The 18,520-nt window shown below is 64.8% G+C and carries 16 protein-coding genes; 6 read left to right on the top strand and 10 right to left on the bottom strand.

Annotated features, from left to right (window positions below):
• Positions 1–44 precede the first annotated feature (44 nt).
• Positions 45–1,094 carry an ATP-binding protein gene (locus HSR122_RS03200; protein WP_229111244.1) on the bottom strand — a complete coding sequence of 350 codons (1,050 nt, stop codon included), beginning with the start codon at positions 1,092–1,094 and terminating at the stop codon, positions 45–47.
• Positions 1,095–1,201: 107 nt separating this feature from the next.
• Between HSR122_RS03200 and HSR122_RS03195 the strand changes: the two genes are divergently transcribed.
• Both HSR122_RS03195 and HSR122_RS03190 read left to right on the top strand, forming a co-directional pair.
• Positions 1,202–1,678 carry a DUF7382 domain-containing protein gene (locus tag HSR122_RS03195; RefSeq protein ID WP_229111243.1) on the top strand — a complete coding sequence of 159 codons (477 nt, stop codon included), beginning with the start codon at positions 1,202–1,204 and terminating at the stop codon, positions 1,676–1,678.
• A gap of 925 nt (positions 1,679–2,603) precedes the next feature.
• Positions 2,604–4,349: a CARDB domain-containing protein gene (locus HSR122_RS03190; protein ID WP_229111242.1), complete on the top strand. Its 1,746-nt coding sequence runs from the start codon at positions 2,604–2,606 to the stop codon at positions 4,347–4,349.
• A 59-nt stretch (positions 4,350–4,408) separates the two neighbouring features.
• Here HSR122_RS03190 and HSR122_RS03185 read toward each other — a convergent pair whose 3' ends face one another.
• The gene (locus HSR122_RS03185) at positions 4,409–4,645 is read right to left on the bottom strand and encodes a hypothetical protein (protein WP_229111241.1); all 237 of its coding nucleotides are present in this window, start codon (positions 4,643–4,645) and stop codon (positions 4,409–4,411) included.
• Between HSR122_RS03185 and HSR122_RS03180 the strand changes: the two genes are divergently transcribed.
• Together HSR122_RS03180 and HSR122_RS03175 are read left to right on the top strand one after the other, a co-directional pair.
• Positions 4,644–5,303, top strand: a complete 660-nt coding sequence (locus tag HSR122_RS03180) for a metallophosphoesterase family protein (RefSeq protein ID WP_229111240.1) — start codon at positions 4,644–4,646, stop codon at positions 5,301–5,303. The genes HSR122_RS03185 and HSR122_RS03180 overlap by 2 nt on opposite strands.
• A gap of 326 nt (positions 5,304–5,629) precedes the next feature.
• Positions 5,630–5,938, top strand: coding sequence for a cyclin family protein (locus HSR122_RS03175; protein WP_229111239.1), 309 nt, complete (start codon positions 5,630–5,632; stop codon positions 5,936–5,938).
• On the opposite strand, the gene HSR122_RS03170 is transcribed toward HSR122_RS03175, so the two are convergent.
• Positions 5,939–6,430, bottom strand: a complete 492-nt coding sequence (locus HSR122_RS03170; RefSeq protein WP_229111238.1) for a phosphopantetheine adenylyltransferase — start codon at positions 6,428–6,430, stop codon at positions 5,939–5,941.
• Between the two features lie 137 nt (positions 6,431–6,567).
• On the opposite strand from HSR122_RS03170, the gene HSR122_RS03165 reads away from it, so the two are divergent.
• A complete protein-coding gene (locus HSR122_RS03165; RefSeq protein WP_229111237.1) occupies positions 6,568–7,233 on the top strand; it encodes a DUF7095 family protein in 666 nt (221 codons plus the stop codon).
• Positions 7,234–7,244: 11 nt separating this feature from the next.
• On the opposite strand, the gene HSR122_RS03160 is transcribed toward HSR122_RS03165, so the two are convergent.
• The 7 genes from HSR122_RS03160 to HSR122_RS03130 form a co-directional block, all read right to left on the bottom strand.
• Positions 7,245–8,015, bottom strand: a complete 771-nt coding sequence (locus tag HSR122_RS03160; RefSeq protein ID WP_229111236.1) for an HAD-IIA family hydrolase — start codon at positions 8,013–8,015, stop codon at positions 7,245–7,247.
• Positions 8,016–8,099: 84 nt separating this feature from the next.
• The gene (locus HSR122_RS03155; RefSeq protein ID WP_229111235.1) at positions 8,100–8,294 is read right to left on the bottom strand and encodes a hypothetical protein; all 195 of its coding nucleotides are present in this window, start codon (positions 8,292–8,294) and stop codon (positions 8,100–8,102) included.
• Positions 8,295–8,401: 107 nt separating this feature from the next.
• Positions 8,402–8,794, bottom strand: a complete 393-nt coding sequence (locus HSR122_RS03150) for a DUF1667 domain-containing protein (RefSeq protein WP_229111234.1) — start codon at positions 8,792–8,794, stop codon at positions 8,402–8,404.
• Positions 8,791–10,110, bottom strand: a complete 1,320-nt coding sequence (locus tag HSR122_RS03145) for an NAD(P)/FAD-dependent oxidoreductase (RefSeq protein ID WP_229111233.1) — start codon at positions 10,108–10,110, stop codon at positions 8,791–8,793. The genes HSR122_RS03150 and HSR122_RS03145 overlap by 4 nt, the downstream gene beginning before the upstream one ends.
• Entirely contained in the window at positions 10,103–11,599 is a 1,497-nt protein-coding gene (locus HSR122_RS03140) for an NAD(P)/FAD-dependent oxidoreductase (RefSeq protein ID WP_229111232.1), read from the bottom strand. The genes HSR122_RS03145 and HSR122_RS03140 overlap by 8 nt, the downstream gene beginning before the upstream one ends.
• A 276-nt stretch (positions 11,600–11,875) precedes the next feature.
• On the bottom strand, positions 11,876–14,032 hold the full coding sequence (locus HSR122_RS03135) for an OB-fold nucleic acid binding domain-containing protein (protein WP_229111231.1): 2,157 nt from the start codon (positions 14,030–14,032) through the stop codon (positions 11,876–11,878).
• Between the two features lie 280 nt (positions 14,033–14,312).
• Positions 14,313–15,329: an AI-2E family transporter gene (locus HSR122_RS03130; RefSeq protein WP_229111230.1), complete on the bottom strand. Its 1,017-nt coding sequence runs from the start codon at positions 15,327–15,329 to the stop codon at positions 14,313–14,315.
• 474 nt (positions 15,330–15,803) lie between these two features.
• Here HSR122_RS03130 and HSR122_RS03125 point away from each other — a divergent pair, with 474 nt between their 5' ends.
• Positions 15,804–18,485 (top strand): glycoside hydrolase family 31 protein, encoded by a 2,682-nt coding sequence (locus HSR122_RS03125; RefSeq protein ID WP_229111229.1) that lies wholly within the window; start codon positions 15,804–15,806, stop codon positions 18,483–18,485.
• Positions 18,486–18,520: the final 35 nt, after the last annotated feature.

The following is an 18,520-nucleotide window of genomic DNA, read 5'->3' as shown; positions in this document are numbered from 1 at the left end:
TGGCCCCGTCATCGTACTTAAAATTCGGCGACGAAAGTCCCGGTCTACTGCTCGGAGGCGCGCGGACTGTCGCCGCCGTGGGGCGTGTCTCGCCTTCGAATCGTCGCGGCGTGGACCGTCTCGGTGGCGTCGTCGACGACGATCACGTCGCCGGTCTCGGTCGGCATTCGCTCCGCCAGCGAGGCGTCCATGTAGGTCGGTTGCGTGGCTTTCAGCGCCTCGATGTCGGCACCGGAGGTCAGCCGGTGCGAGACGATGACGTCAGACTGGGAGACGCCGACCGGCGGCACGGCGCTCGGGCGCTGGGTCGCCATCACGAGACTCACGCCGGGTGCGCGGCCGCGCGTGAGAATCGTCTCGAGGGCTGGCGCCGCGACGCCGTCGAAAAAGGTGTGTACTTCGTCGATCAGCACCCAGGGCAGCCGATCGATCGCACGGTCGACGCGGGCGCGATACAGCGTCTCGCCGATGGCGCGCGCGACAGCGTTCATCGGGGCGGAGTCGAGCCCCGACACGTCGACGACGGTGATTGCCGGGCTGGCGAGGTCGGCCGCCGCGACCCCCTCCTCGTCGAAGACCCCCCACGAATCGGCGAGGTCGAGATGGTTGATCGCCGCGCGTTTGTCGGTTCCGGGCGCGTCGGCGTCCCGGACGTGCCGGCGCATCCCCGCCAGACTGTCGTGTTCCCCCGCGGCCTGCCAGACCAGTGCGCCGGCACCGCTCTCCGGCGAGAGTTCGAGCAGGGCACACCACGATCGGGGATCGAGCGTGTTCGGCCGGACGGGCGGTGCCGACATGACCTCGGCGGGAACGGGTTCATCGCGCGACTGCTCGGCGAGCGTGTCGAACACGCCCATGGGGTCGATGACGACGGGTGCGACGCCCTCCGCGCGGGCGAGCGCCTCGGCGATGACGCCCAGCGTGTAGGACTTGCCGTAGCCGCGTTTGCCCACGACCAGCATCGCGTGCGGGCCGTCGAGGTCGACGTACAGCGGCGCGCCGCTGGAACCGTCCAGCGCGCGATACGTGCCCAGCCGCCCGGTGGGTCGTTTCTCGAGCGATTCCCCCTCCCCACGTCCGATGACGAACGTCACGGTGGTGTGCTGTCGGAATCGGATATTTTGTCTTTCGGTTCGGGATTACAGTCGCCCGGTTTTCCGTGTGAGAATTTAAATACGAATACGGGACCAGCGGTGGGTGTATGCGTGAACGGAGGTCGTTCCGCACGGACGAACGGGGTATCGAGGGGTTACCGATACGGCTCGTGATCGCCATCGTGGTGGGGGTCGCGGCGCTGTCGGTCATGATGACCATTATCGACGACGTCGGAACTGTCGGTGAGGAAGAACTATCGGCGAATCCGAATGAAGAGGTATTATCAAATAATATTAAATATCCTATAGATATCACCGTGACTGATGAAGACGGTCAAGGAATTCCGAACGCCACTGTATATCTACAATCGGGAACAGCAAATCTAGACAAATCGGATACTACGTTCACCGAAACAGATTATAATGGGTCAACAAATACTCTGAATATTAATCCAAAAACAGATATTGACTGGAGACCCGGACAAGAATCGGGTGAGATTGAAATCCATATCAAGCCTCCGGGAGATGGAAATTACAAAGATGATCAGATCGATAAAATAACCGTTCTGAACCCCAACGTATAGGATCGAAGACGTAACCGCGTTTGTATACTGTGTCGCACCGACTAACCGCTGTGCGACAGTATCAATCCACTTTATCAAGAGATAACATAAGAGTTTTATAGTGCGGTTGATTTATCACAAACTGATGCCATCAAAGGTACGTGGGGCGTGGGGCCCGGTAGTAGTGACACTGCTCGCGCTGTTCATGGTTGGTGTGGCTATATTCGCCACACCCACCACGGCAGCAGAGGACGTATCGCTTGACGAGATGGAAGGCAATGGTACTGCTGACGATCCATACGTTATTACTAACGCTCGTGAACTACAGGCTATCGAACAAGACAAAAATGCACACTATATTCTTGGGAACGATATTGACGCATCCGGAACAGAAAATTGGAATAATGGTCAAGGATTCAACCCGATTGGAACTCCCTCCGATGGTTTCGGGGGAACACTTGATGGACGAGACCATTCTGTGACCAGTATTGAAATATTTCGGCCAGGTACAGAATTTGGTGGTATCTTTAAACTAATCAACTCTGATGGTTCGATTGAAAATATTACATTTTCTAATGTACTAATTAATGTCGATGGATGGGCTGGTGGAATTACGATGCGAAATGAGGGAACGATCACAAACGTCGTCGTAACCGGGGAAGTTCGAGCGTACCGGGCCGGGGCTGTTGCGCGAACAGCCTACGGTCAAGTTGAGCGTGTTGCAACCAATGTTACACTTGATAGTCCAATAAATGCCGGTATCGCTCCCAATCTCTGGGCCTCAACTAGTCAAGTCTATGTAGGTGGCATATCGCTCAGCGATGGAAATGGTATATATAAAGATGTGAATATGGACTCTCAAGCACTGGGGTCAGTACGAAACGCCCGTGTAGACATTGCCAGTGTGAACACAGGCATTAGCGGTAAGACCCGACGAACTCAAGACGTGGTGATCAATACCCAGGTCGAAAACCCTGTTGGTGCAAACGATGACGATGCCGTCCGCGACGTCTACTGGAGCGAAGCGATCAGCGGAGCCACTTCCCAGCACGGCACAGAACTCACCCGCGAGCAGATGACCGGTCAGGAAGCCGCCGAGCACATGGACGGGCTTGATTTCGAGGCGGTCTGGACGACGACCGACGGACTCCCGGTCCAGCAGTGGCGGATCCAGGACCTCTCGCTGCGCGTCAATGACCGGCAACTCATGGTCGGCAAATCGACCGACGCGACGGTCACGCTCGAGATGGCCGCCAGCGACAACACCACGGCGACAACCACCGCCGAGTACGATCTCAACACCTCGGCGGCTACAATCGAGAACGGCACACTCGAAGCCACCGACTGCGGCACAGCCGAACTTACGGCCTCGGTGGCCGGCCACTCCGACACCGTGACCGTCGCGATGCTCGCGCCGCCGGAACTCGGCGTCGCCGACGCGACCACCGGCGATGCGCTCGTCGCTCGAGATTCGACCGTCACTGTCGACACTACCGTCGAGAACGTCGGCGATCTCGAGGGCAGCGACACGTTCGACCTTGAGGTCGACGGCGAGACGGTCGACTCGACGACCGTCGCTGTCGACGGCCGCGAGGAGCGATCGGTCGCCTTCCGCTGGACACCGACCGAAACCGGCAGCTACACCCTGACCGTCGGCGAAGAGACGGTCGGTACCGTCGAGGTCGTCGAACCGCCCGAAGTCGCCGTGACTGACGCGTCTGTCGAGGCGGACGGACTGCTCGTTGGACGGGAAGCGACCGTCTCGACGACACTGGAAAACCCGGATCGACTCGCCGGCTCGGAGACGGCGACGCTCGTTGCGGGCGACACGGTCGTCGAGTCTCGAGACGTGTCGGTCGCGGCCGAGACCACCGACACGGCGGCGTTCACCTGGACGCCCGACGAACCGGGCACGTACAACCTGACGGTCAACTCCGTCGACGCTGGCACCGTCGAGGCCGTCCCCCGGTCGGCGGTCTCTATGACGAACGTCACCGCGGCCGAGCAGGTGCTCACCGGCGAGACCGCGGAGGTGGCCGCCGAGATCGTCAACGAGGCTGACCTCCCCGTCGAGACGTCCGTCGCCTATGCGGTCGACGACGACCACATCGAGACGCGGTCTGTCACACTCGATCCCGGCACCAACACCGTCGCCTTCGAGACCGAGTTGTCCGAGACGGGCACCGCTACGCACTCGGTGTCGGTCGCCGATGCGACGGGCGACGGCGAAACCGACGTGCGTTCCCCCGCGCGGTTCGATGTCACGGACCTCGTCGCCCCCGAAACCGTCGATGCGGGTCAGGAGGTGACGATCAGCGCGACCGTAGCGAATACTGGCGGTGTCGATGGCGAAGCGACGGTCGACGTCACGATCGACGGCGCGACCGTGACCGACAAGACAGTCTCGGTCGAGGCCGACAGCAGCACCCGCGTTTCCGCGACGTTCACGCTGCAGGCACAGGGGGAACACACGTACAGTGTCGCAACCGGCGACGACAGCATGTCGAGTGCGATTACCGCTGAAAGTGCGGACAGCGATCAGATCCCCGATCAGTCCACCGGCGGACCGACGACACAGTCGGGCGAGGAAACAGCGTCGGGCGACGGGTTCGGCCCCGGCTTCGGCGTCGTCGCCGCCCTGATGGCAATTATCGGGTGCGGTGTCGCGCTCCGCGAATCGAGTTCGCTGTAGACGCGAGTCGGCCGGTCACCACCGACGGCCCCGAGCGACGTGACACAGTAGCGCGCCGATCAACGACCCAGTTCTATCAGTTCTTCGGACAGCGTGACGAGGACCGTCGCAAACGCCGTGCCGGCGCTCCAGAACGCGGTTTCCTGATCGTCGTCCTCGACAGCCGCCGAGACGACGCTCATCAGGAGCGTGTCCCCGTCGACGAGCAATATCCGGGCCGTGCTGACCTCGGGCTGGCGATCGGCCGGGTGCAACAGCGGGCGATATAAGTTCGTCCCACACAGACGGGAAAGCATGCAGATCGGGGTCATCTCGGACGTGCACGGAAATATCGTCGCGCTGGACGCCGTGCTGTCGGACATGCCGGAGGTCGACGAACTGGTCTGTGCGGGGGACGTCGTCGGCTACAACCCCTGGCCGGGGGAGTGTGTCGATCGGATCCGGGAGGCCGAGGTCCCGACGGTCGAGGGCAACCACGACCGGGCGGTCGTCACCGGTCGCTATCCCGGGTTCAACGACATGGCTGCCGCTGGCGTCGAATACGCACGGGAGCACCTGACAGACGAACAGATAGAGTGGCTATCTGAGCTGCCGACCGAGCGGACGCTGTTCGACGGCCGCGTGAAAGTCGTCCACGGCCACCCCGACGATCCCGACCACTACACCCGCCCCTCGGAGTACAGTCCCGACCTCCTCGGTGACGAAGACGTGCTGATCATGGGACACACGCACGTCCAGCACCACGAGATCTACGACGAGGGGATCGTCCTCAACCCCGGGAGCGTCGGCCAGCCCCGCGATCGGGACCACCGGGCGGCCTACAGCGTCGTCGATCCGGACGCTCGAGCCGTCGAGGAACGCCGCGTCGAGTACGACACTGACGCCGTCGTCAAGGAGGTCGTCGACGCCGGTCTCCCACAACAGATCGGCTTCCGGCTGACACAAGGCCGGTGAGGGTACTGAAGGCGATCTCGTTTCGAACTAATTCGACACACCGCCGTGCCGAATATTGTTCCGAACGGACAACCACCAGTCTCAGGAAATGTAGAGCGGCTTCTCGTTCGGCGTCAGTTCGGGCTCCCGCCCCGTGCCGCCGCAACTGGGGCAGATATCACCGGCTTGCGTCCCTGTTCCCCCACAGTCCGGACACTCTCTGGTATTTCGGGCCATCGTCTGTATGTTGTACGGTAACATGCAAAAAACTTTGCTAGGGGCTTACAGCTAGGGGAAGAGACACCGGTGACGGTGGACTTTTGCACTCACCGGCCGAAACGAAGAGTGTGTATCGCGCCCGCGACGCCGTCGAGAACGAGCAGTGGATCGCCGCCATCGAGGAGGCGAGCGAGCGTCTCGACCTCGGAACTGAGACGCGGTCGCGGGCGGCCGATCTGTTCCTGACGAACGCCCCCGAGTCCGACCGCTCCAAGCGGGCCGTCCTCGCGGCGAGCGTCTACGTGAGTGCACTCACGACGGGCGAGCGGCGATCCCAGAGCGCGGTCGCGGACGCGACGGGCGTCTCGCGGCTGGCGATTCAGAGTCGGTGGAAAGAGATCCTCGAATCCGCGGGGTTCGACGCGCCGGACTGGTAGCTACTCCTCGATCGGCTTGCGCCCCTCGCGTTCGGGCGTGAGATTTCCGTGTTGGTCGATCTCGCCGGTGACGATCCGCGTGCTGGAGATGATGTCGCCGTCTTCGGCGAGCACGTGATCGACGACTTCGATCTCGAGCGGGTCGTCGCCGTGCTCCCGGCGGATCTCGTTGATCCGGCGGCCACCGGTTTCGGTCTCGGGCGAGACGACCAGCGCGTCGAACTGCGGTTCCGTCGCGATGCCGGTCGGCTCGGTTAACTCTCGGACCTCGAAGTCCCGGTCGTACTCCTCGGCGTAGGAGCGAAGTTCGGTTTCGAGATCGCGTTTGCGCCGCTCGAAACTCCGGATCGGTCGGTCCTCGTTGCGGGTGCGCGGTGCCAGTTCGTCGCTGGTGAGCCCGACGGTGACGTCGGCCAGTTCGAACGCGCGCTCGAACAGCGCCCGGTGGCCGTCGTGGATCGGATCGAACGTCCCGCCCAGCGCGACCTTCATATCACGTCCCAGGTCTGCTCCCGGTAAAGTGGCTTCGCTTCCGTCGGTCCGCCTATATCGTCGATCATGATAGACTCGCGGGCGTACGCGCACTCGCCCGGGCAACCGTTTTGGCTCTCGCGCCCGGACGGGAAGTAATGGCGCTTGAACGCGAGACCGCACTCGACCGCGCCGAGGCGATCGTCGAGACGGTCGCGACCGAGACGACGCCGGTCCCCGTCCGGGAAGTGTGGGTCTACGGTGACGTCGCGCTGGGGATGGATCCGGTCGATCGGCTGAACGTCTACGTGACCAAGGACCTCCTGTTCGGGCGCGACGAGGCAGCCGCCGAACGCTTCCGTGACTCGCATGGCGTCGAAGGCGTCGGACAGACGATCCGGGCGGAGTGGGCCGAGCAGCATCCCGAGTTGGTCCGCGCGAACCGGAGCGGCCACGTCGCCCCCGAGCAGTGTCTCGCTGCGCACTTGCTCGAACCGGACGAACCCGTCCATCTGGAGGTCTGCAACGCCTCCTTCGAGGACAACGTCACCCAGCGCCTCGAAGGTGCGCGGGCGCGCGGCAACTACGAGCAGTTGCTCGATCCGCGCGGGGTCTGTCTGTGGCTCGGTGACGGCGAAGGCTCCGGTCGTCGAAGCGACGACGCGTTCCGGAAACTCCGGGAGGGGTCGCTCGCGTTCCCGACGCTCGCCGAATCGCTGTCGATGCTCGGACTCAACGAAGACGAGGCGCGCAAGGCCGTCGACGCGCTCAGGGCCGTCCGCGAGCGCCGGGACGGTCGGTCAGTTCGCAGCGATGTCGTGTGACGGTATCGGCCTCACCCGCGGAGCACACTCTCGATGTCGCCGAGAGACGCGACGACGTGGTCGGGCGTCACGTCCCCGCTGGCGTCAGCCCCGGTGCGGACGCGGACGGTCGTCATGCCGGCGCGCTCCCCGAGCGCGACGTCCGTCTCGTTCCGGTCACCGATCACGAGGTACTCCGCCGGCGGCCCGGGAAGCCGATCCGCTATTGCCGTTACCATCGCGTCCGACGGTTTCCCGAAGATCCGGTCGGGTTCGCGCTCGGCCGTCTCGGCGATCGATCGAACGATCGCTCCGGAGCCCGGAATCGGCCGACCGTCCGTGCCGGGAAACGTCAGATCGGGATCGGTTCCGTAGAACGGCACGTCGCGTTCGAGTATCCGGAGCGCGGCCACCAGATCGTCGTACTCGAACTCGGTCGTCCACGAGGCGAGCAAGACGTCGGCGGCCGAGCGTCGCTCGCACAGGGTAACCCCGGCCTCCCGCAGTTGCCGACGGAGCCCGTCGGTGCCGATCACGAAGACATCGTCCCCGGCATGCACGTCGGCGAGGTACTCGGTCGTCACGGCACCCGACGAGAGGATCCTGTCCGGTCGCGTTTCGAACCCGATGTCCTCGAGGCGCTCGACGTACTCGCTGGGGCTGTGCGACGGGTTGTTCGAGACGAACCAGACGCCGTCCGGGAGCGACGCGAGCCGTTCGAGTCCCGCCAGCGCGCCGTCGATCGGATCGCCGTCCAGATAGACCGTGCCGTCCAGATCGACGACGGCACCTGCGACTGTCATTACGTCCGCTATGCGCCCAGGAGACAAAATCGCTCCGCTCGCGTCGCATCCGCACGTCCTGACAGAAACGACAGTGGCGGGTCGCTACGGACTGTCGGCTGTCGCCTCGTCGCCATCAATATCCGACGATTCGACGATCGGGCGAAGTTGCTGCTCGTAACACTCCCGACAGACGTAGGCGTCGACGACGCCGTCTTCCCCTTTCGTGTGGACGAGGACGTGGACGGTGTCGGCGAACGGAACCTGCTCGCCACAGCTCCCGCAGGTTTCCAGCGCCATACCTAGTGGTTCGGTGACGAGTACCAAAGAATTTGCTGCGGGCGCGCCTCTCGAAAGTTCGGCATCTAACGGCACGACACTGCGGAAATCCGCCGATCGAGGCCCGATCAGTCCGCCGCGACCGGCTCCTCCTCGGCAGCCGGCAGGTCACGCGTCGCGACGATGGCGACGCCGGTACCGCGGATGTCCTCGACGATCACGTCGCCGAGTTCGATCGGGGCCTCGACCTCGACGGTGGCGAGTTCCTCGACGGCTGCCTCGAGTTCCCCTTTCGGGATCGGTTCGGCCGTCTTCACTGGCACGTACGGCAACACGCCGCCCTTGACGCGCACCGTCGTGGGCAGCACTCTGGTCGGGTTCCGGTACTCCTCTCGGGCGTAGTCTTCGCCCTGGATACAGCCAGCCCCCTCCATCGAGAGGATCTCGCCGTCCTCGACCTCCAGGTCGATGTCACAGCCTACCGGGCACCTGATACACGTAATGGTGATAGTTTCGGTCATGCTTCCTCCCGTTGAACGACATCCAGTTCGAGCCGCGGCTCGGGCAGCTCCGCGAGCGTCTCGCTGTCGACGTTCAGCGTGATCATCTCGCCGGGTTCGGCTCGCCGTTCGAACGTCCGGGCAAGCTGCTCGCCGCCCGAAGAGAGGGTAACGAACACCTCCTCCATCGGCGCGTGGACACGCATGTACAGCGGGATCTCCTCGCGGTCGGGATCGACCGTCGAGATCCGGTCCGGGACGACATAGCGCAGTTTCTCCGTGCTTTCGATCTCGATCGGCTCCTCGCGAGTCTCGACGCGATCCTGCAACGACCGGGCGGCACTGCGACCGGCGATCATGCTCTCCTCGGTGACCCAGTCGACCACGTCGTGGACGTGCAGGACGTTCCCGCAGGCGTAGATGTCCTCGACGTTGGTCTCGCGCGTCTCGTCGACGATCGGCCCGCCGGTCACCGAGTGCAACTCGACGCCGGCGTCGATCGACAGCTCGTTCTCGGGGATCAACCCGACCGAGAGCAGTATGGTATCACACTCGATCTCGTATTCGGTCCCCGGGATCGGTTCGAAGTCCTCGTCGACCTCCTGGACGGTGACGCCCTCGACGCGATCGTTCCCGTGGATCTCCGTGATCGTCTGCTGGGTGCGAAGCGGGATGTCGAAGTCCTCCAGACACTGGACGACGTTGCGAGTTATCCCGCCCGTGTAGGGCATGATCTCGAGCACGGCCTCGACCTCGGCACCTTCGAGGTGCATGTGACGGGCCATGATGAGCCCGACGTCGCCGGAGCCGAGGATGACGGCCTTCTCGCCGGGCAGCTTGCCCTCCATGTTGATCAACCGCTGGGCGGTCCCCGCGGTGAAGATGCCGGCCGGCCGCGAGCCGGGGATGTCCAGCGCGTCCCGCGTCCGCTCGCGACAGCCCATCGCGAGGATCACCTTCTCGGCGTCGATCTCGGTCACGCCGTCCTCGTCGTTGACGGCGTAGACGGTCCGGTCGTGGGTGACCTCGAGCACCATCGTGTCGAGCCGGATGTCGACGCCGCGCTCGGCGACGTTCTCGATGAACTGCTGGGCGTACTCCGGTCCCGTCAGCTCCTCCTCGAAGTACTCCAGCCCGAAGCCGGGGTGGACACACTGCTGGAGGATACCGCCGAGTTCGAAGTCGCGTTCGAGGATCACGATGTCGTCGACGCCCTCGTCGTAGGCGGCCTGTGCGGCCCCCAGCCCGGCGGGACCGCCGCCGACCACGACCAGGTCGTGTTCTTCTCGACGCATCGCATCGAGGTCGCCGGTGACTGCCTGTCGGCTCTCAGTCATCGGCGTTCACCTCCGAACCCTCGCGGGACTTCTCAAGCAGTGGCTGTTTGATCTCGTCGGTCAGCAGCTCCGACCCCTCCTCCTCGAGTTTGATTTCTGTCATGGGAACGTCGAGTTCCTCCGAGAGGATCTCGATGACGCGCGGGCCACAGAACCCGCCCTGACACCGGCCGGCGCCGGGCCTGACCCGGCGCTTGATCGCGTTGACCGTCTGTGCGGGGACGGGCTGGTTGATCGCGTCGCGGATCTCGCCCTCCGTGACGGTCTCGCACCGACAGATGATCTGCCCGTAGCGGGGGTCTTCCTCGATCAGTGCCGCCCGCTCCTTGTGGCTCATGTGCCTGACCTTCGGCGGGCCGCTGTAGTTGGGATCGAACGTCGGGTCCTCCTCGAGGTCGCCGGTGAGTTCCTCGACGAGGTCGACGACCAGTTCGGCGGTCGCCGGTGCCGACGCCAGCCCGGGCGACTGGATCCCGGCGGCGTTGATAAAGCCCGGGACCTCCTCCTCGATCTGGATCCGGAAGTCGCCGGTCTCCTTGATCGCCGGCCGCAGCCCGGCGAACTCCTTGATCACGTCCTGTTTGGTCAGGTCCGGGACCGTCTTTTTGGCCCCCTCGAGGACCTTGTCCAGCCCCTGTCGGGTCGTCGCCTTGTCGCGCTTGTCGTCGATCTCCTGGGCGTTGGGGCCGATCAGCAGGTTGTTCTCGTCTGTCGGGGTCACGACGATCCCCTTGGTGACCTCCGTGGGCACGGGGAAGATTGTCGTGTCGATATCGATCTCGAACTGCTTGTCGTAGAGGTAGTACTCCCCGCGCCGGGGCGTGATCTCGAAGTCGTCGATCCCGACCATCGCCGAGACCTCGTCGGAGTACAGCCCGGCCGCGTTGATCACGATCTCGGCGTCGATCTCGCCTTTCGCGGTCTCGACGGTGAACCCGTCGTCGGTCTCGGTGATGTCGGTCACTTCCGCTTCCAGTTCGACGCTCGCGCCGTTCTCGACGGCGTTGTTGGCGAACCCCACCGTCAGTTCGAAGGGATTGACGATCCCGGCCGTCGGTGCCCACAGCGCCGCGACGGCGTCGTCGCTCAGATGGGGCTCCTTCTCGAGCAGCGCCTCGCGCTCGAGGATCTCCAGCCCGTCGACGCCGTTTCGCTGTCCCTTCTCAAGCAGTTCTTCCAGCTTCGGTCGTTCGCTCTCATCGGTCGCGACGACCAGTGCCCCGCGCCACTCGATCGGCACGTCGAGCTCGTGCTGAATCCGCTCGTGGTAGAGTTCGTTGCCGCGGACGTTCAGCCGGCCTTTCTGTTTCTCCGGGTCGGCGTTGAACCCGGCGTGGATCAGTGCCGTATTGGCCTTGCTCGTCCCGGTGCAGACGTCGGGTGCCTTTTCGACCAGCACGACGTCGAGCCTGTACCGCGAGAGTTCGCGTGCGATGGCCGTCCCGGTTACCCCGCCGCCGACGACCAACACGTCTGTTTCTGATTGCATGGTGTGTCTCCGAGCGACACCCCGACTGCGTTGGAGTCGATTCGGCGATGCCATCCGTCGTCGCCGGTGTGTCGCTCCCTCAGTGAGACTACGACACGTACCCTAAATTCTTTACCGGCGATTCCCAGAAACCAGTAAACAATGGGGTGTTCAAGAGCGCCGCGCACGGGGCCGTTCGCGTCGCTACCGCTGTTTTCATACTGGTGGCTATCCGTTCGGAAAGATATCTGGCACGACGGCGTGCCAGATCAGTTCGAAATGGGATAGCCACCGGTATCAGGCCAGCTGGCCGGCGAGCGTCTCTAGGGTCGCCTCGAGGACCGCGTCCCGTCTCCCGGCGAGGAACGCGATCTGCTGTGACCGACTGCTCTGCGCTTCGACGCCGGCGTCCGGAACCGCTTCGTCGACCTGTGTCGCGACGTCACGCACGTCGAGCGCGTGCTCACTGCGGAGGTGCAGGTCGTCCTCGCCGATCCCGACGATCGCGTCGACGTCGTCGCGAAGCCGCCGCAGCAACTCGTCGAGCAACAGCGTCTCCGACGGGAAGTCGAACCGGTGTGTGAACGCGTCCGTGTCCAGCACCGCGACGTCGACGCCCTCGACGGTCCGATGGTCGACGTTGGCCTCGGCCGTCTCGACGGCCGTGTCGAGTTTCGACCGGAACTGCTCGCTGACGTGGCTGGCCAGTCCGCGCGCCTCGTCGCCGGCGACGTCGCTGGCCCGCCCCTCGAAGAGCAGGTCGGCGATCAGCTGGCGCTTGTCCTCGTAGGACTGGTAATACGCCTCCAGCGCGACGGCGTCCCGGACCTCCGCGAGCGTCTCGACGTCGTAGCCCGCCTCGCTGGCGGCGTCGGCGTACGCCTCGGGCGGCGCCTCCCAGAAGCTTGCGGCCGGCAGATACGACAGTTCCTCGCGGACGTCGTCGTTGACGTGTGCGGCGACGTTCGCGGCGATCGCCGCCGTCGTCGGCCCGTCGAGCTGGCCGTCGACCGTCGTCAGCGTCGCGGGATCGGTGTCGGGGCTGACGACCGTCTCGACCTCGTCGGTGATCTCCGGCTCGGCCACGGTGTCGATCACCACGCGCGGCGCGTCGTAGACGTCCAGAAACGCCAGTCCGTCCAGCGACTCGCGCGTGCCGCCGACGCCGACGAACACGTACAGCGGCAGTTGCTCGTCGTGGCGCTCCCGGTTGTCGAGCATCGTCGTGACGTCTTTGGTCGCGTCGTCCATCTCGTAGACGTCACCCTCCAGCGGACGCCGGTCGAAGTAGTGATACTCCGCGTCGGAACGGGTGTGTTCCTCGCGGATCAGCGGCAGCGTCGCGTGCTCGATCGCGGCCCCGGCGACGTACCCGTCGGCGGTCGCGCCGTGGCGGACGACGACCGGCCGCTCCTCGAAGACGGCCCGGCGGATCTCGCCGGCCGCGTCGCGGAACGCCTCCGTCAGTCCCGACAGCACCTCGTCGTCCGCGAGCAGTTCCACCGCGTCCGGCCGCGCCTTCTCGGTCAGCGCCTCCTCCATACGTTCCCGGACGGCCTCGCGCTCGTCGTCTTCGAGCGCTTCGAGCTGTTCGGTCTCGACCTGCAGTTCACCGCGACGCTCGCGGATCTCGCCCGTCAGTCGAACGACGTCGTCCTCGCCGATATCGGGATAGGCGCGGACGCCGGCCTCCTCGAAGGCCGCACAGTCGACCGTTCCTGTCCCGTCGGCGAGTTCGAACACCGTCGGGCCGCTGGTCTGGCGAGCCGTCTCGATCGTCCCCTCGAGCTGGACGACCTCGCCGACGCGGTCGCCGAGCGCCTCGACTGTCACCAGCGGCGCCTCCTCGGTCGCGTCAGCGCCCTCGGTGGAGACGGTCTCCACGTCTCCGGTGGCGGCCGCTCGCGTCTCGCCCGCCTGCGGGCCGGCCGATCCGGACTCGCGCGCTCGGACGTCCCCCGCTTGTGGGCGGTTGTCCCCTTCGCTCGCCGCCGACTCGTCGGCCGGCGCTGCCGTGCTTGTCGACTCCTCGCCTGCTGTCTCCGAGTCGTCCGCGCCGGTCTCGACTTCTTCGGGAAGCTTCGGCTGGTCGAACTCGGGGTCGTCGATCAGCTTCCCGCGGAACTCCCGGTCGGACTGGCGGATCGACCACCCGAGGTCGACGTTACCGTTGTCTCTGACGTTTTTCACCTGGACGTACACCGTGTCGCCGGGCTCCCACTCGAGGTTCTCGAGTCGGCCGTCGAGTTCGCTCTCGTGGAGCAGCCCGGTCACGCTGTCACCGATGTCGACGAAGACGCCGAACTCGGCGAAGCCGTCGACCGTCCCCTTGTAGTAGCGGCCGGATGTCAGCTGACCGGGACTCGATCCCCGGAACTCGAAGGCGACGTCCTCTTGGTGAATGTCGCAGATCTTGCCATCGACAGATGTGCCGCAAATGATGCACGAACCCATTGGTCTGATCAAATGCATCCGGATTAAAACGGTTGTCGAATCGACTTCGAGCGCGGGCGGCCGTCAACCCCCTCCCGAACGACGGCTACAGGACTGTCTCGGCGCCCGCAGACGGCTCCGGCGGTGGCGATGTGGCCACCGGATCGAACCGGACGTTCGCCACGCCGGGGGTCCGCCCACACGAGATCCAGTCGCCACCGCCGTTCGCTCAAAGATTACTGAAGTAATAGTACCACCTTCATTATGATGAGCGTTTGGGTAGATCCGCCTCGAACGTCGGTCAGCCGGCGTCGCTCCCGCCGAGTCGGGACCAGTTCTCCAAGCCGACGCGGAGGGCGGCTTTGAGCGCCCCGAGGACGACGGGCCCGAAGAACAGCCCCATGACCCCGAACGCGTACGCCCCTCCGAGGATACCGAGGAGGATGACGGCGGGATTGAGCTTCGCGTATCTGTCGACGGCGAACGGACGGAGATAGTCGTCGGTGAGTCCGACCACGACGACGCTGTAGACGAACAGCCCGACGGCGAGCAGCGGTTCGTTCGTGAGATACAGGTAGAGCACTGCCCCACCCCAGACAGGAATCGCACCGACGAGCGGAACCATCGCGAGAACGATCATAACGGCCGTCCAGAACAGCGCGTTGGGAACGCCAGTCACGGCGAGCCCGACTCCGGCGACGACCCCCTGGACGACGGCGACGAAGACGTGTCCGAAGAGAACGCCCCACATCACGTTGTTGATATCGGTATAGAGATCGCGCTGGATCTCTCCGGGAAGCGGTACCGTCTGGTTGAGCCAGTCGACCAGGTCGTCGCCGTCTTTGAGCAGGTAGTAGACGAGAAAGAGCGCCAGCGCGATTCCGATGAGGTGAAAGGTAATCGTACCGAACGCCTGGGTCGACCGTTCGAACACGATCGTCCCGATCTCTCGTCCCGAGCCGGCGAGTTCGCTGGCGACGTCGATCTCCTGTCCGGTGAGTTCCTCGATCCGGGATTCGATCACCCCGATCTGCATCGAATCGGTATCGAAGTCCCGAAGGAGCCGGTCAGCACGATCCGCGACGGTCGCGAGGACGACGACGAAGGGCGCGACGAACCCGGCGACTGCCAGGCTCACGAGCGAGAGTGCGGCGACCGCCGGCGACACGTGCGCCTCGAGGCGAATCTGTAGTGGATAGAGGACGTAGGCAAGGAGGACGGCACCGAGGACGTACTGGAGAAACGGCTGGACCAACAGGATCGATAGCGCGAGCAGGGCGACGATGAGGGCGAGGACGAACCCTTTGCTGAGGTTCACAGTCGCGTATTTATCGACCACTGACAAAAAGATTCGATATTACATGCGGTTGCGAACCGATCCGGTCGCAGTCGTCTCGTACGCCTCACGCAAGTCCTCGGCCACGCGCTCGAACGTCCGCTCGGACGCGAACGTCCGCATCGAGTCGGGGTCGTAGGTCGCGGCGGGGTCGGCGGCGAACCGCGCGAGTTTCCGCCTGATACTGCCGGCTGTAACAAACTGAAGGAATTCGCCACCCCGGGGTGGCGAATATCTTTACGAACTTACAGCCGGCAGTATGAGGTCGTTGGGGTCCTCGGGGACGAACGACCGCAGGAGGCTCCCGCCGCTGTCCGGCAGTTCCTCGTCGCCCGTCTACACAGTCCGGACACGTCACGGCGTACGTCCGACCGGACTATAACCTTCGGGGACCGTATCTCGCGGCAGCGGTTGCCGGGAGTGATACTTATACACGAGGAAGCCGACAGGCGAGTCATGTCGCTTGCGGACTATCACGTACCCGAGTTCGAACCGGTCGCCGATGAGGCGGCGATCGTCGAGACCGACGCCTGCCGGTTTACCGTCCTCTCCTCGCGGCTGCTCCGCCTGGAGTACGCTCCGGACGGCGAGTTCGAGGACCGACCGAGTCAGGCCGTCTGGTACCGCGACCAGCCGGTCCCCGAGTTCTCGGCCACGCGCACGGACGGCACGCTCGAGATCGAGACCGAACACCTGCAGCTGCGATACGCGATCGGCGGCGGGTTCACGAGCGACTCGCTGTCGATCGAACTCACTGGCCTCGAAGAGACCTGGCACTACGGCGACAGCGAGGACAATCTCGGCGGGACGACGCGGACGCTGGACAGCGTTGACGGCCAGACCGACCTGGAACCGGGGCTGCTCTCTCGCGACGGCTGGACCGTCCTCGACGATACCGACCGACTCGTCTTCGACGACGACGGCTGGGTGACCCCCCGGGACGCCCACGACGACTACGAGGACCTGTATTTCTTCGGGTTCGGCCACGACTATTTCGGGGCGTTGCGGGCGTACACCGACGTCGCCGGCGACGTGCCGATGATTCCCCGGTGGGCGCTAGGCAACTGGTGGAGTCGCTACTGGGAGTACAGCCAGGACGAACTCCGCGGACTGATGACGCAGTTCCGCGAGCGAGACCTGCCGCTGTCGGTGTGCGTTCTCGACATGGACTGGCACGTCGTCGACAACCCCCATCACAGCGGCTGGACGGGCTGGACCTGGGACGACGACCTCTTTCCCGACCCCGAGGGGTTTCTCGAGTGGCTCCACGACGAGGGGCTGAAGGCGACGCTCAACCTCCACCCGGCCGACGGCGTCCACCCACACGAGGCGGCCTATCCCGACATCGCCGAGCACGTCGGGATCGATCCAGCGAGCGGACGTCCCGTCGAGTTCGACGCCAGCGACCCGCAGTTCCTGCGTGGCTATTTCGAGCACGTGATCAACCCGCTGGAGGACGACGGCGTCGACTTCTGGTGGATCGACTGGCAGCAGTGGCGCGAGTCACCGGAAATGGATGGACTGGATCCCCTGTGGGCGCTCAACCACCTCCACGCGCTGGATCGGACCCGCGACGGCAGTCGGCCGTTCGTCTTCTCGCGGTGGGCGGACGTCAGCAATCACCGCTATCCGATCGGCTTCTCGGGGGACACTGTCATCTCCTGGGACTCACTTTCCTTCCAGCCGTTCCTGACCGGCTCGGCCGCGAACGTCCAGTTCGGGTGGTGGAGCCACGACATCGGCGGCCACTTCGGGGGCAGCGGCGACCCCACCGAGTTCGGCGAACTGTACGCCCGCTGGCTGCAGTTCGGCGTGTTCAGTCCGATCAACCGGATCCACACCTCGAAGATGCCGTACGTGGACAAACGTCCCTGGGCGTACGACGGCGAGGTCCGCGAGGCGCTGGACGACGCCTTCGTCCGGCGACACGAACTGGTCCCGTATCTCTACACGATGGTCCGGCACAATCACGCCCGGGCCGAGCCGCCGATCCGGCCGCTGTACTATCACCACCCCGAGGCGGACGTCGCGTACAACCGGCCCAATCAGTACTACTTCGGCAGCGAGTTGCTGGCCGCCCCGCACGTCCGCGAACGCGAGGACGACATCCACCTCTCGCGTCGGCCCGTCTGGCTGCCCGACGGCGAGTGGTTCGACTTCGAGACCGGCGAGCGCTACGAGAGCGGCTTTCATACCCGCTACGGCGACCTCGACGACGTGCCGGTCTACGCAAAGGCGGGCGCGATCGTCCCGCTGGACGGCGAGCCCGGCTTCGGCGACGTCGAGGCCCCGGAGGCGCTGCGGGTCGTCGCGTTCCCCGGCGCGGACAACGCCTTCGACCTCTACGAGGACGACGGCGTCACCTGCGCCAGCCGCGACGGCGACTACGCCACGACGCGCCTCGCACAGTCCTTCGAGGGCGATCGGCTCACGTTCACGATCGGGCCGATCGAAGGGATCCCCGAACACGTCCCCGATGACCGGACCTACGAACTCCAGTTCCGCGGCGTTCGCGAGGACGTGACCGTCTCCGTCGAGGGCGCGGCCGGCCACTCCCGCGCGTACGACGAGGACACGCGGACGCTGACGGTCAGCCTCGACGACGCCGGCGTCGGCGTCGATGCGACCGCCACGGTCGTCCTCGACGGCGAAGGGACGAACCTGGTCGCCGAGAGCGACTGGCGACGCTCCCAGCTCGAGGAACTGCTCTGGAACCTCTCGATGCCGGCCGGCTCGAAGCCCCCGCTCGAAACACACGCGAAGGCGTTTCTCGCAGGCGAGCGGACCGACCTCGACTGGCTTGGCAACTTCGCCGCGGCGCTGACCGACGCCCAGCTGCGTGCGATCGCGGAGACGCTGGTCGACGCCGGTATCGAACGGCTCGATTACGCCGGCGACGACCGGCTGCTCGCCTGGAACCGGACCCGTCGCATCGACGTCACGTACCAGTTCGCCACCTACGACCGGACGGGAACCCCGTTCGGCCACGAGGGCGGGTTCCGACACGGCTCGCTGCCCGGCTACGAGGTGATCGAACTCTCCGAGTTCGAGACCTACGACTGGGCGTTCACGCTCGAGTACGACGGGGTCACCAGTATCACCTACGAGGGAAGCGCAAGCGACACCGATCGGCGCTGACAGCCGGACGGCGTTGCCCTTTTTGTGTGCGGGGA

The organism is Halapricum desulfuricans, from assembly GCF_017094525.1.
GTDB lineage: Archaea > Halobacteriota > Halobacteria > Halobacteriales > Haloarculaceae > Halapricum > Halapricum desulfuricans.
This window is presented reverse-complemented; position numbering and strand designations above follow the sequence as displayed.

Excerpts from the sequence above, each read along its gene's own strand:
- HSR122_RS03195 (WP_229111243.1), top strand. The coding sequence starts at position 1,202 with ATGCGTGAACGGAGGTCGTTCCGCACGGACGAACGGGGTATCGAGGGG.
- HSR122_RS03180 (WP_229111240.1), top strand. The coding sequence starts at position 4,644 with ATGCAGATCGGGGTCATCTCGGACGTGCACGGAAATATCGTCGCGCTG.
- HSR122_RS03185 (WP_229111241.1), bottom strand. The coding sequence starts at position 4,645 with ATGCTTTCCCGTCTGTGTGGGACGAACTTATATCGCCCGCTGTTGCAC.
- HSR122_RS03170 (WP_229111238.1), bottom strand. The coding sequence starts at position 6,430 with ATGAAGGTCGCGCTGGGCGGGACGTTCGATCCGATCCACGACGGCCAC.
- HSR122_RS03165 (WP_229111237.1), top strand. The coding sequence starts at position 6,568 with ATGGCGCTTGAACGCGAGACCGCACTCGACCGCGCCGAGGCGATCGTC.
- HSR122_RS03160 (WP_229111236.1), bottom strand. The coding sequence starts at position 8,015 with ATGACAGTCGCAGGTGCCGTCGTCGATCTGGACGGCACGGTCTATCTG.
- HSR122_RS03155 (WP_229111235.1), bottom strand. The coding sequence starts at position 8,294 with ATGGCGCTGGAAACCTGCGGGAGCTGTGGCGAGCAGGTTCCGTTCGCC.
- HSR122_RS03150 (WP_229111234.1), bottom strand. The coding sequence starts at position 8,794 with ATGACCGAAACTATCACCATTACGTGTATCAGGTGCCCGGTAGGCTGT.
- HSR122_RS03145 (WP_229111233.1), bottom strand. The coding sequence starts at position 10,110 with ATGACTGAGAGCCGACAGGCAGTCACCGGCGACCTCGATGCGATGCGT.
- HSR122_RS03140 (WP_229111232.1), bottom strand. The coding sequence starts at position 11,599 with ATGCAATCAGAAACAGACGTGTTGGTCGTCGGCGGCGGGGTAACCGGG.
- HSR122_RS03135 (WP_229111231.1), bottom strand. The coding sequence starts at position 14,032 with ATGGGTTCGTGCATCATTTGCGGCACATCTGTCGATGGCAAGATCTGC.
- HSR122_RS03125 (WP_229111229.1), top strand. The coding sequence starts at position 15,804 with ATGTCGCTTGCGGACTATCACGTACCCGAGTTCGAACCGGTCGCCGAT.